The following is a 12,523-nucleotide window of genomic DNA, read 5'->3' as shown; positions in this document are numbered from 1 at the left end:
CTCAGGCGACATGGGCGTGCCGTCCGCGTGGTGGAACCGGAGCGGGTCCGCGGATGAGCCGTGGCGCCTCGTAGAGCACCCGCGCCGGCCCGCGCACGGCGGCGCCGCTGATCAGGAGCGAACCGGCGATCGCGAGACCGGCGAGCACCGGTGGCAACCCCGGAGCGACGACGGCGACCGGGGTCACCCTCGCGAGGAGTGCGAGCAGGTAGGCCATCACGATGATGAGCGGGGTGTGCGTGAGGTAGACCGGCAGGGTGTTCGAGCCGATCGCCACGAGCCTGGGGATGCGGGCCAACCACCGGCTGACGGTCACGCCGGTCACGACGCCGAGCACGCAGTTCACGAAGTACAGCCCGGGCACCCAGCGCAGCCCGAACACGGCCACGACCGCGGAGACGGCGACCCAGGCGACCATGAGCGCCACGAGGAGCCCGCCGATGCGCGCGCGGCTCAGCCGGAAGACGACGTCCTTCAGGTAGAGCCCGGCGAGGAAGAAGAAGAAGTACTTGATCGAGCCGCTCCACCCGATGTTGGCGGTCTCCCACCCGCTGAGGGCGGCGGCCGAGCACACCCCGGCGACGGCGAGCTGGACACGCCAGTCGATCCGGCGGATGAGCTTCGCGACCACGAAGAAGATCGCGAGCGCCCAGATGAACCACAGCTCGAACCGTGGCGCGATCGGCGAGACGAGGAGGTCGCGGACCGTGCCGACGAGGTTGATCGGTTGTCCTTTCATCGTCAGCCCCAGCAGGAACACCGCTGAGCCGATGACCTCCCAGACGAGGAACACCCAGACGAAGAGCGAGAGCTTCGAGCGCCACAGCGACCGCCAGCAGGCGGTCAGCCATTTCGCGGCGAAGAGTCCGGCGAGCATGAAGAACAGCGGCATGCGGAGCGACGAGAGGGCCTCGTTGACCTGGCGCCACCCGTCGATCTCGAATCCGGCTCCGAGGAGCCAGCTCGCGGAGTGGTACATCGCGACGAGGGTGATCGCGAGCCCCTTGCCGGCGTCGACCCAGTCGAGCCGCGGTTTCGCCGGTGCGGTGGCGCTCATCGGTGCACCGCCGTCTGACGGGTCGGCGGGATGCGTCCCCCGGCGGTGGACGCCTCGGGCCGCGACCGCATCGTGACCGGGACGAAGGCGACGCCGAGGAACAGCATCGTGAGGAGCATCGAGGAGTCGACGGGGCTGAAGCAGAGGTTCCACAGCATGCGGATGGCGAGCCAGATCACCAGGGCGCTCGCGGCACGTCGGGCGAGACCGTCACCGAGCGCTCGGAAGGTCAGGACGAAGAGCAGCACGACGAGCGCGGCGCCGAACAGCCCGAACCGGACCCAGAGGTCGCCGATCATGGAGTGCACTTCGTAGCCGTTGCCGAACATGTAGCGCTCGACGTAGCCGTTGTTCGGCTGGTACCCGATGAAGGACATGCCCGTCTTCGCGGACAGGATGTCGGAGAGGGTCGGGATCGCACCCGAGCCGTAGCCGAGAGGACGGTTCGCGACGAGCTCCACCGTCGCGGCCGCCTCCGGCCGCCCGCCCACGATGAGGTTGCCGGAGGTGTCGATCTGCGCCTGGGTCCGCTCCTGGGTGCGTTCGCCCAGGAGCCCGCCGAGGATCACCGCCTGGGCGACCGTGTAGACGGCCGCGCCGAGGACGGCGAGCCCGAGGAGCGTCCGCACCGTCGAGCCGCGTCGACCCGGCGTCGTGGGGCGCAGTTGCCAGAGGACCAGGGCCGCCGTCATCACGAGCATCGCACTACCGGAGCGGGCGTCGTTCAGGGCGCCGATCACGCCGATGGCGCCGATGACCGCGAACTCCATCACGCGTGAGCTCCACCGCCAGGCGAGGGCGAGGAGCAAGACGGTCAACGGGAGCGAGAGACCGAAGCGCCAGACGTTGACGCTCGAGAGTCCGCTGCCGAGCGGGATCGCCGCCACCATGCCGAGCCCGAACCAGACCGCCACCATCGGTGCGCCGATGACCGTGCGCGCCCAGAGGAGTGCGCCGGTGCCGGCGACGAGCCCGAGCACCATGAACGAGTTGCCGGCGAGGAGCGTCTGGCTGGTCGACTGGCCCGCGTTGCTGAACGCCGTGAGGACGGCGCCCATCGCGATCGCCGCGAGACCGAGGACGGCGAACAGTCTGGCTTCGCGGAACCGGGCGAGCACCGGCAGCCACACCGGCACGAGGAGCAGCGCGATGACGTACCCGACCTTGAGGCCCTGGGGCAGGTCCAGCGACATCGCGAGGAGGACCGGTGCGGTCGCGGCCGCCGCACGGTCCATCCACGTGTGCGGGCGCAGGGGCGGCGACGGCACCTCGGCGGCGGTGGCGCGCGGCGCGACGGCGCGGGTGCTCGGTCGTACCGTCATGATCACCCCCTCATGGCTCCGGCCAGCTCGTCGGTTCGCCAGGGCCGCGGGGTTCGAACGCGCGCGAGCGACAGTCGATTCGGGAGGGCCTGAGGTGGGGGACGCGCCGGGTAGCGCCCATCCACCGATAGTCCGATTCTACCGAAGGGCCTACCGGAAGACCTTCCCCAGTTCGCGGGGATGTTGCCCCCAAACCGAGGGGTGACGACGGAACGGCGCGTGCCGTGGCACGCGCCGTTCCACTGCCGGTGGCGGTCGATCAGGGGGAGAGGAGGCTCCCCGCCCGCGCCGGGGCGAGGCCGGCCGGCCGACCCAGCAGGGCGGCGACCGACGTCGGCAGAACCACCACGACGAGCGCCGACTGCGCGAGTGCCGCGGGGGTCAGCTGATAGCCCGTCGTCGTCACGGCGGTGCCGTCGACGAGGACCGACCGTCGTTCCTGCCCGGTCGCCTTCGTGAACGCGGCGACCGTCGCGAAGCTCTTGGCCGTGCCCGCACCCTGGCCCCACCGGACGGCGAGCGAGGGCGAGCTCGTCGAGGCCCGCTGGTAGACGTTGCCGTTCAGCGTGAGCTTCATCTGCTCGGCCGTGAACTCCTTCGACTGGTCCTCGACGCAGACGAGGCAGCCGCCGCCCGCACCCGAGATGACGTTGTTCGAGACCGTGACGTTCTTGATGATCCACGGGACCGTGAGGTCCGGCAGTGACTGTCGCCGGTCGTGGCCGGCGGAGTTCACGTTCGTCTGCCGCCGCTTGTCCTGGGTCAGTTGCAAGGCGGCCATGCTGTTGCCGGTGATGGTGTTGTTCCAGACCTGCACGTTGCCGGTGTTGCCGATCCAGAGGCCGTACCGGCCGTTCGAGGCGATGACGTTGTTCGTCACCGTGAACGTGTCGGAGATCTCGAGGATGATCCCGGACGCGCCGTTGGCGATCGAGCGGTTCCCGGTGACCGTCCCGTTGTACACCGACTCGTCGAGCCAGAGGCCGACCGTCGTGTTCCGCTGGAAGTCGTTGTTCGTGAAGGCGACCGTCCGGGACCTGGTGATCTTGAACCCGCCGGACACCGGCATGCGGTTGAAGTTCTGCACGTTGTTGCCCGAGACGACCGAGTTCTTCAGCGTGAACTTGTCGGCCGCGTTCGCTCCGCCGCCCATCATGCCGTTGCCGGTCGCCGTGATGTTCGCGAAGGTCACCCCGGTGCCCCAGGCGTAGAGCCCGATGGTGGCGTTGTCCTGCACGACGAGGTTCTCGAAGGTGATGGCGTCGTTCTGGGCGGTGATCGCGCCCATCTGGTACACCGAGTTGCCGTAGTTGCGGACGCCGATGCCGCGCACCACGCTGCCGACGCTCTTCACGGCGAGCGCGGTCTGGAGTGTGCTCGCGGTGACGGTCCTGCCGGACGGGTCGGTTCCGAGGACGAGCCGCTTCCCGCTGCGGTCGACGAAGAACGAGCCGGCGGTGACGGCGCGCTCGCTCGCGACCTGTCGCTGGGCGACGCCGTCGATCCAGACCTGGTCGGGGTACGCGGCGAGCGGGTAGTCGGGGTTGATGAACTTGATGGCCTCGGCGCTGCCGTCGGACGCGCCCTTGGTGAAGGTCGGGCTGGTGTCGAAACCGGTGTTCCACCCGGAGACAGCCCAGCCGACCGAGCCCTTCTTCCAACCGGTCACGGTGGAGCTGCCGTCGAGCCACACCGCCTCCTTCGGGTACGACTGGATCGTGAGCTTCTTCGAGCTCGCGACGACGACGCTCTCCCGGTAGGTGCCGGCCCGGAGCACGAGGGTGGAGCCGCTCGGAGCCTTGTCGATGGCGTGGGCGAGCGAGGTGTACGGCGAGGCGAGCGTCCCGGAGCCGCCGTTGCCCGTGCCGGCGGACACGTACAGCGCCTTCGTCGGGATCGCGTAGGACGCCGAACCGACCGCCGCGGAGCCGCGACCGGCGGAGGGGACCTGTGCGTCAGGGCCCGTCGGCGTGGTCGGCGCCGTCGGCGTGGTGGGGGTGGTGGGCGTCGTCGGCTCGGCCGGCGTGGTGGGCTCGGGCGCCGGCGTCTCCACGGGGTCGGTGGGTTCCGTCGGCGTGGGGACCGGCGTCGTCGGTTCCGGTTCCGGGTTCGACGTCGTCGAGGTGACGGGGGCGGCGCTCAACGCGCTGATCCCGAGGCCCTGCGGGGCCGCGGTGCTCGAGAGGTAGCCCCAGACCCCGATCCCGCCGGACTGCAGCCGCTGGGCGCTCGCGTCCGTGGCGATCCGCTGCCAAGAGGGCTTCGCGCCGCCGACGACCCAGGCGCGACTGGCGATCGTGACGCTGCCGGAGGAGCGGGTGCGGAGGTCCATCTGGAGCGACTGACCGGGCTGGAGGTCTGAGGCGATGAGCGCCTCTTTGGAGAGCCTCGTCTGGTCGGCGGTCGAGCCGTCGACGCGGGCGGTGCCGAGGTAGACCGAGCCGGTGGGTGTGACACGCAGAGTGCTCTGGTAGTACCGCTTGCCGTCGGAGCGTGTCTGCAGCCCGAAGTACAGTCCGCTGCCCGCGGTCGGGAGGGTCGGGACGGTGATCGTCGCGGTCGCCTGCACGTCGGCGATCTGGACTCCGGAGAGCACGGCCTGGCGGGCCGTGCCCGGGGTGGCGAAGGAGATGCGGCCACCGCTCGCCACGGCCAGACCGGTGGTGACCGGGGAGGTGTAGGCGCCCCCGAGCTCCGCGGTGCCGAATCCGCTCGCCACGGTCCTGGCGAAGGTGTCGTTGACGACGGGGGAGCCGACCTTCCAGGTCTCCGTCGCGGCGCTCGCCGGCGTCGAGACCGTGAACGAGCTGAGGATCAGTGCGCCGGCTGCGGCACCGGCGGCCAGCAGTGAGCCGAGACGCCGGGCCCGACCGCGCCGCTCAGGCGTCGCGGAGGTGCTGGTCGTCGTCCGGTTCGGGTGTCGGCGGTCGGCGGGGGGACCGGCTGCGTGCGGAGCGGAAGTCAAAACGGGGTTCCTCACAGGGATCGGGAACGTCCGATCCCTCGACGCGGAGCAGGGGCGGGGGTGGTGCGGTCGCGTCGTGCGGGGCGGACTCGGCCTTCGGGAGGCCGTTTCGGTCGGGTGGCGCTGGAGTGTTGTTGAGGGATGCTACAGCAGGGATCTGTGACGGGTCCACGTTTCGGAGGCGAAGATCCGAGGTGGTCGTCCACCTCTTGACCGGGACGGAGAAGACGCCGGGTACCGAGCGGAGAAGTCGGTGGATGCCTAGTGATACGAGGATCGACAGCGCGGCGAGGGCGGGCGGGAGAGCCACTCGCTGCCAGGACGCCACCTCGTCCGCGACCGGATGCAGTGCTCCAGCAACGGCGATCATAGGAAACGTATGTACGAGGTATATCGGGAGGGTCCTAGTGCCGAGGTAGGCCAGGAAGGCACCCGCGCGCGCGCGGGACAACACCACCGCGAGCGCGATGCCGGTCGCGGTGGCCACGAGTCCGGCTCCGAGCAGCACGAAGGGGGCGAATCGCCACTCGGTGCGGAGGACGAAGGCGACGATGCCTCCGTAGATCACGACGAGCACGAACAGATGTCCGAGCCGGAGCCGCGGAGCGAGCCGCCGGATGATGGGTGCCGCGTGCGCGGCGAGGAGGAAGAAGCAGAAGTAACGCCCGGCCTTCTCCCACGGGACACCGAGCGAGGAGAAGATCCCGGTGCCGAACGCACCGGAGACGATCGCAGCGATCGCCAGTTGCAGCAGCCGCGGCCAGCTGCGCATGAGCCAGGCGATCATGAAGTAGATCGGCAGTGCGTAGATGAACCAGAGGTTGGGGTGCGGCTGGACGAGGATCGAGGCGAAGGACCACCAACTCACCGGGTCCGGTGCGTCGTTCAAGGGGGGCATCACTGCGCCGTACGCCGTCTGCACGGTGCTCCACACCACGTAGAGGTACAGCAGCAAGACCAGACGCTTGCGGAACAGATCCCCGAAGGATCGGGCGAGCGCCGAGGGCGCCAGCAGCCCGGAGACGAAGAAGAACAGCGGCATCCGGAAGGTGTCGAGCGGAGTACTCGCGAGCGCCCATGGACCGGCGATCCCGGCGACGCCGAGGTACATGACTGCGTGGAACAGGACCACGAGGATGATCGCGATCCCGCGTGCGGAATCGATCCAGGTTTCTCGGGAACCGGTGTCCTCAGCCGAACCCGGCCGCGCGTGTCGGGCGGTCGCGGACATGGGGTTACCGGTCTCCGGCGGTTTCGGGGGTCGACTCCGAGGCCCCGGCCGCGACCGCTCGCCGGCGCGGGCGGAGCGCACGGCCGCTCTGGCGGGGTCGGGCGTTCTCGTCATCGGTGTAGTACGTGGTCCGCTCATGGTGCCGGACGTCGTTCGCCACGACACCGAGCACACGCGCGCCGACGGAGTCGAGGTTGGACAGCGCCTTCTGGAGCTGCTGCCGCTTCGTCCGACGCTCCCGGACGACGACGATCGCACCGTCGGTCTCGTGGACGAGCCAGAGGGGGTCTGTCACCGGGATAACCGGGGACGTGTCGATGACCACGAAGTCGTACTGTGCCTTCAACGCCTCGAGGGTGCCGCGCATCGTGTCCGAGGCGAGGAGCTGGTTCGGGTTCGGTGGGACGGCGCCCGCGACGAGGATGTCCAGGCCGGGGACACCCCAGGGCTGGACCGCCTCGTCGAGCGAGGAATCGCCCAGGAGGACACTGGTGAGACCGACCGATCCCTCGAGGCCGGTGTAGTCGGCGATCGAGGGGTTCCGGAGGTCGCCGTCGACCAGGATGACACTCCCGCTCGATTCCGCGAGTGACATCGCGAGCCCGACCGACACGGAGCTCTTCCCCTCGCCAGGCAGCGCGGAGGTGACCACCACGGAGGCGACCGGCTTGTCGACGTCGGCGAAGGCGAGGCTCATGCACAGTGACCGGAACGCCTCGGCGGTGACGCCGTTCGGGCTGGAGCGGACCACCTGGGCGATGCGTCGCTCGCGTGAGGTGCGGCCGATCTCCGCGAGGAGGGGCAGGTCGGTGACGAGGTCGATGTCGGTGTTGCTCCGGATCCGGGTGTCCACGAGCTCGCGGAGGACCGCCCAAGCGAGGCCGAGCAGGACACCGACCGCGGCGCCGAGACCGGTGATCAGCCGGACATCCGGCGAGACCGGGTTCACCGGTGCCGACGCCGGCGAGATGATGGTGAGCTGCACCGAGGCGGCCTGCGCCGCATCCTTCGGGGAGATGTTCGCGACGGCGTCTGACAATGACTTCGCGATGCCGTCGGCGATCGCCCTGGCCAGCTCCGGGTCGGAGTTCACGACGGAGATGTCGACCACCACGGTGTTGAGGGGGGTGTCCGCCGTGACGGTCCGAGCGAGCTGCGCGACCGTCAGATCGAGGCCCAGGTCGTTGATGACCGGCTGCAGCACGTACGGGGACTTCGCGATGAGGGCGTAGGACTGCACGAGGTTCTGCACGTAGGTCGAACCCTGGACGAGTTCGCTCGTCGACTCGCCGTAGGCGGCGGAGGCGTAGGCGCTGCTCGTCGAGCGGTACATGCTCGGCATGGACTGAGCGTAGACATAGCCTCCCGCCGCTCCGAGGAGCGCCAGGAGGAGGATGACGGCCCACTGCTTGCGGATCGCGCCGAGGTAATCGTGAACGGTCACGTCACTGCCCTTCTGCCGGCACCGGGCCGGGGCTGTGCTGTGGGCGGCGCGGAACGGCCGCCCTGTTGGTCCCACTATCATGTGGGGAGGACGAGGGGAGCGGGGATCTGGACGAGCAACGTGACCAGACACTGCTGGTGGTGTGCGCGGCGAACGTCTGCCGGTCGCCACTTGCGGCGTTCCAGTTGGAACGCCGGTTGAGCGGTCTCGCCGAATTCGACCAGGTCGTCGTCGAGAGCGCCGGGGTGACGGCGCGGACCGGCTCGGAGATCTGCGAGCGGGTGAGGCGGCTCGAGCGCGGCACCGGCTTCGCGGCGTTCGCCGATGCCCACCGCTCACGGCCGATCACCGAGGCGATCATCGACCACGCATCGCTGATCCTCACCGCCTCGACGGCCGAGCGATCAGCGATCGCCACGCTCGCACCCGCCGCCCGGTCCCGGACGTTCACCCTGCGGGAGGCGGCGGCTCTGGCCGTCGTGCCCGGATTCGCAGACGAGGACGGGATCGAGCTGGAGGGTGTGCTCGACCGCTTCGCGGCAGTCATCCACGGGCGCCGCGGGTTCGTCGCGCCGAGCCGTCGACCGAAGAGCCTCCGACGGTTCGGACGGGCTGCGGCGCCGACGGATCCGTTCGACATCGCCGACGGCCACCTCTCGGGGTCGGCAGCCCACGACCGCACCATCGCGCAGGTCGGTGAGGTCGCCGGACTGCTCGCCGACGCGTTGCCGAGGACGGCACCGCGCGACGTGGCCTGACCACCAGCCGCTGCCAGGAGGCCCTGCGCTGGAAGCAGGACGCTACGCATCGATCCGCTCCGCCCCACGAGGCCGGAGCGGAAGCCCGTCCACCGACTCGATGATGCGGTCCTGATAGGCCCTGACCGAATGGCGGTCGGCCGCGATGCGCTCGTCGTCGAGCGCTGCCGCGGACCGAGCAGCCCAGTCGGACCGGATCTCGGCGAGCGCGTCCGCGATCGCGACGGCGTCTGCAGGGGTCACGAAACTCGCTGCGCGGTAGCCGGCGGCAGCCTCGCGGAGCCCGGAGGTGTCGCTCACCACGACCGGCCGTGCGGCGAGGATGCTCTCGACGGCGGTGTTCCCGAACGGCTCGTCGAGCCGGGAGGGCACGACCAGCACGTCGCTGGCGGCGAGTGCAGGCCACGGGGTCGGCTGGAAGCCGAGGAGCGTGACGCGGTCCGCCAGGTCCCGCGCGGCGATCGAGGCGCGCAGCTCGTCCTCGAACCACTCGTAGCCGGGGTAGACCGCACCGACGATGTCGGCTCGCGCGTCGATCCCACGGCGGTTGAGTTCGTCGACCGCCTCGATGACGAGGTCCGGCCCCTTCCGCGGTGACAGGCGTCCGACGAAGAGCACGCGAAGTTCGTCGAGGACGTCCGTCCGAGGAGCCGTGACCTCGGACGGCCCGGGGACCCCGTTGAGGACGACGGTCGTCCGGTCGGCGAGGCGGGCGTAGGAACGCTCGAGTGTCTTGGCGCTGTACGAGCTGTTGGCGATCAGCCGATCGGCGAACAGCAGGGGGAATGCGAGGGCGCGCATCACGATCGGCTTCGCCGATCCTTCCGCCTCGTGCACGTGCACGACGGAGGGGAGACGGCGCAGCCGCGCGAGCGCCGTCCACAAGGGGATCGTGATGGTGTTGGTCCAGACGAGATCGGGCTGCACCTCGCGCATGAGACGACCACCCGCCCGCAGACCTCGGACGGTCTGCGACACGAGCTCGCCGAACCCGCGTGGGGTCAGCAGACGCTTCCGCAGCACGAGGGTCGGCACGATGCGCACCCGCGCACCCCGTTCGACGAGCAGCGGGCTGAGTGGTCCGTCCGCGGGCATGGTGACCACGACGTCGGCCCCGTCGCGGACGAACGCCTCCACCGTCTCCAGGAACACGCGATCGGATCCGTACAGGTCTGCGCTCGGATGAGCGAGCAGCAGCGTCCTCCGTCTGATCGGCTCGGGCCGTCCAGACCCCCCAAGGTCGTTCATCGTCCGATCAACTCAGCAGCTCGGAGACGGGGTCTGCACCCAGGCGGTCCATGTCGCGGAACCACTTCACGGAGGCGAGGAGCAGGTGGCCGGTGTTCGCGACGAACATCAGGGTGTACACGGCGAAGAAGAGGACGGGCGCGCCGAGCAGCAGGAACACCAAGCAGAGGAAGCCGTAGTCCGTCGGGATCACGAGGAGCGAGCGGAGCGGAGAGCTCTTCCGTGCGTCCGCAGCGGGCTTGAACCCGTAGGCGGCCTTCAGCTGGTCGTTCAGGATCATCGCGAAGAACGACACCGCCGCGACCACCGTGTACCCCATGGGGATGAGGTAGAGCGCCGGGTCGGTGAACTCGAAGTGGCGGAACACCATGATGAGTACGGCGAGGTGCAGGGTCGAGATCTTCGTGGCGTCGACGACGTGGTCGAGCCACTCGCCGCTGGCGGAGCCGCCGCCGCGCAGACGTGCGACTTGACCGTCGGCCGAGTCGAAGGCGTATCCGATCGCCAGCGCGAGCCAGACGGCGACACCGACCCACCACGCCGGCGGGAGGATGGCCAGCATCGCGATGCCGGAGAAGGTGAAGACCGCGCTGATCGCCGTGACGATGTTCGGCGTGAGTCCGACCTTGTAGGCGCCGGCGGCCAGGTATCGGCCGGCCTTGCGGTTCACGTAGATCGAGTAGGCCGGCGCTCCGGCAGCCCGCTTCTTCTGCGCACCGGCCAGGCGGGCGACGATCTCGGTGTAGGACTCGGTGGTCGAACGGGTGTCGGCAGTGATTCGGGTCATGCCAATCCTCCGGTGCTCTCGGTGACGTGTGTCGGGTTGATGCCACTGACCGGTTTCGGGTTCCAGTCGATGGGCAGGCGGGTGAATCGTCCGGTGCCGTGGATCGTCGCGCCGTCCGCCAGGCGGAGGGCGAGTGCTTCGTAGCCGTCGGCGATGCTGTCCCAGCGGTAGACCTCGGCGGCGCGCACCTGCAGGGCTGCTCCGAGGGCGGCGGTGCCCGCCTCGTCCAGTTCGGCCTGTTCGATGAGGCGGGCGACCTCGTCGCTCGCCGCGAAGAAGGAACCGGAGTCACCGACCACCTCGTGATTGAACACGGAGTCGAAACCGATCACGGCCGTACCGGCACCCATGGCGCGGAGGAGCGAGGGGTTGGTCCCGCCGACCGAGTGGCCGTGGACGTAGGTGAGCGCGCCGGCGTACAGCTGGTCGAGGAGCTCTTGGTCCCAGACGCCGCCCAGTAGGTGCACCCGGGGGTCGCTCGCGGCCAGGGCGGCGATGCGCTCGCTGTGTTCGGCGCCGTACGGTGCCGAGCCGACGACGACCAGCGGGTGCCGCGCGGCGCTGCGGATGAAGCCTTCGACGATCAGGTCGACGTGGTTCTCCGGTTCGAAGCGGGCGACCACGAGGTGGAACGCGCCGGCCTCGACACCGGCGCCGGAGCCGAGCAGATCCGTTCTCGGGTGTTCGAGGATCTTCGCGCCATAGGTGAGGAGTTCGGTCGGCACGCTGAACTGCTGCTCGTAGTAGTCGGCGATCCCGGCCGCGTCGGCGATGAGGGCGTCGGCTGTGCGAACGGAACGTTCCTCGGCCCAGCGGTAGTAGCGCTTGCCTGAACCGCTCCACTTCGCCCGCTTCCATTCGAGGCCGTCGACGTGCACGGCGGTCGGGACGCCCTTGGCACGGATGACGGGGACGAAGGGTGCATTCGCCGCGTTGAAGACGAAGGCGACGTCGTTGCGTCGGGTGACCGCCATGTGGAGGACGGACAGAGCGGTGTGGCTGAGGGTCTCCAAGACCTTCTTGCGAACCGCTGGCAGGTGCACGAGTCGCATCCCGAGGTGTTCGGCCGGTTGCTCGGCCGCAGTGCGGCGGCAGTAGACGGTGACCTCGTGGCCGCGGGCCGCGAGCCTGCTGCCGATCTCCTCGACCGCGGTCTCGAACCCGCCGTAAGCCGCAGGAACTCCTCGCGTGCCGACCATCGCGATGCGAAGGGTGCCGTCGGGCTGACGTCCGTGTGCGACGCCCCTGCGAGAGTGGCCTGTCATCGGGTCGTCGCCGTTTCGCCGGTCATCGAGCACTGCTGAATGGAGGTCATGGGTGAGTTCGGGTCTCTCATGGGTTCGCTTCCGCGGCAGTGTGTCCGGGTCTGCGTGGCGGGGCGGGATGTCGACGCTGCAAGCGTCGTTGCTCGGATGATGGGCGTCGCGTACCGGGTCGGGTGTCCCTGCACGACGACGATGGTGCAGCACGTGCGCGTTCGCCCGATACGTCCGCTTTCGGGTGCGGACGGCGTCGAAGGTCGATTCGCTCGGGTAAGCGTCACGGATATCGATGCACGATCGGGTTCGTGCGCGCGAGCGGCGTCATTGACCAGGCGAATCGACTCGACGGATTCGGGTGTTTCGGGTGTCGAGCGGCTCACCGGTTCGCGGTGATGGAGACGACTGTATCGAACTGTTGTCCCCTCTGGAAGGGGTTTTGTCCTCTTTTC

At 69.4% G+C, this 12,523-nt stretch carries 9 protein-coding genes; 1 reads left to right on the top strand and 8 read right to left on the bottom strand.

Annotated elements, in window-relative coordinates:
* Nucleotide 1: 1 nt before the first annotated feature.
* From ITJ62_RS00630 to ITJ62_RS00610, 5 genes are all read right to left on the bottom strand, one after another.
* Nucleotides 2-1,057, bottom strand: coding sequence for an acyltransferase family protein (locus ITJ62_RS00630; protein ID WP_194599283.1), 1,056 nt, complete (start codon nt 1,055-1,057; stop codon nt 2-4).
* Entirely contained in the window at nt 1,054-2,379 is a 1,326-nt protein-coding gene (locus tag ITJ62_RS00625) for a hypothetical protein (RefSeq protein ID WP_194599282.1), read from the bottom strand. Before ITJ62_RS00625 ends, ITJ62_RS00630 begins: the two co-directional genes overlap by 4 nt.
* 259 nt (nt 2,380-2,638) lie before the next feature.
* Nucleotides 2,639-5,344: a right-handed parallel beta-helix repeat-containing protein gene (locus ITJ62_RS00620; protein ID WP_194599281.1), complete on the bottom strand. Its 2,706-nt coding sequence runs from the start codon at nt 5,342-5,344 to the stop codon at nt 2,639-2,641.
* Entirely contained in the window at nt 5,259-6,575 is a 1,317-nt protein-coding gene (locus ITJ62_RS00615) for an acyltransferase (RefSeq protein ID WP_194599280.1), read from the bottom strand. Before ITJ62_RS00615 ends, ITJ62_RS00620 begins: the two co-directional genes overlap by 86 nt.
* A 4-nt stretch (nt 6,576-6,579) precedes the next feature.
* A complete protein-coding gene (locus ITJ62_RS00610; protein ID WP_194599279.1) occupies nt 6,580-8,019 on the bottom strand; it encodes a polysaccharide biosynthesis tyrosine autokinase in 1,440 nt (479 codons plus the stop codon).
* Between the two features lie 137 nt (nt 8,020-8,156).
* Here ITJ62_RS00610 and ITJ62_RS00605 point away from each other — a divergent pair, with 137 nt between their 5' ends.
* Nucleotides 8,157-8,777 carry a hypothetical protein gene (locus tag ITJ62_RS00605; RefSeq protein ID WP_370581776.1) on the top strand — a complete coding sequence of 207 codons (621 nt, stop codon included), beginning with the start codon at nt 8,157-8,159 and terminating at the stop codon, nt 8,775-8,777.
* 42 nt (nt 8,778-8,819) lie between these two features.
* On the opposite strand, the gene ITJ62_RS00600 is transcribed toward ITJ62_RS00605, so the two are convergent.
* The 3 genes from ITJ62_RS00600 to ITJ62_RS00590 all read right to left on the bottom strand — a co-directional run bounded on the left by ITJ62_RS00600 (nt 8,820) and on the right by ITJ62_RS00590 (nt 12,077).
* The gene (locus tag ITJ62_RS00600; protein ID WP_370581775.1) at nt 8,820-9,929 is read right to left on the bottom strand and encodes a glycosyltransferase; all 1,110 of its coding nucleotides are present in this window, start codon (nt 9,927-9,929) and stop codon (nt 8,820-8,822) included.
* A gap of 103 nt (nt 9,930-10,032) precedes the next feature.
* Entirely contained in the window at nt 10,033-10,812 is a 780-nt protein-coding gene (locus ITJ62_RS00595; RefSeq protein WP_194599276.1) for a CDP-alcohol phosphatidyltransferase family protein, read from the bottom strand.
* On the bottom strand, nt 10,809-12,077 hold the full coding sequence (locus tag ITJ62_RS00590) for a DUF1972 domain-containing protein (RefSeq protein WP_194599275.1): 1,269 nt from the start codon (nt 12,075-12,077) through the stop codon (nt 10,809-10,811). The genes ITJ62_RS00595 and ITJ62_RS00590 overlap by 4 nt, the downstream gene beginning before the upstream one ends.
* Nucleotides 12,078-12,523: the final 446 nt, after the last annotated feature.

It is taken from the genome of Plantibacter sp. VKM Ac-2876, from assembly GCF_015350715.1.
Lineage (GTDB): Bacteria > Actinomycetota > Actinomycetes > Actinomycetales > Microbacteriaceae > Plantibacter > Plantibacter auratus.
The sequence above is the reverse complement of the archived record's forward strand: the minus strand, read 5'-3'. Positions and strand labels throughout refer to the sequence as shown.

Bases quoted from the DNA above. Each gene is read 5' to 3' on its own strand.
- ITJ62_RS00630 (WP_194599283.1), bottom strand. From the start codon at position 1,057: ATGAGCGCCACCGCACCGGCGAAACCGCGGCTCGACTGGGTCGACGCC.
- ITJ62_RS00625 (WP_194599282.1), bottom strand. From the start codon at position 2,379: ATGACGGTACGACCGAGCACCCGCGCCGTCGCGCCGCGCGCCACCGCC.
- ITJ62_RS00615 (WP_194599280.1), bottom strand. From the start codon at position 6,575: ATGTCCGCGACCGCCCGACACGCGCGGCCGGGTTCGGCTGAGGACACC.
- ITJ62_RS00595 (WP_194599276.1), bottom strand. From the start codon at position 10,812: ATGACCCGAATCACTGCCGACACCCGTTCGACCACCGAGTCCTACACC.
- ITJ62_RS00590 (WP_194599275.1), bottom strand. From the start codon at position 12,077: ATGACAGGCCACTCTCGCAGGGGCGTCGCACACGGACGTCAGCCCGAC.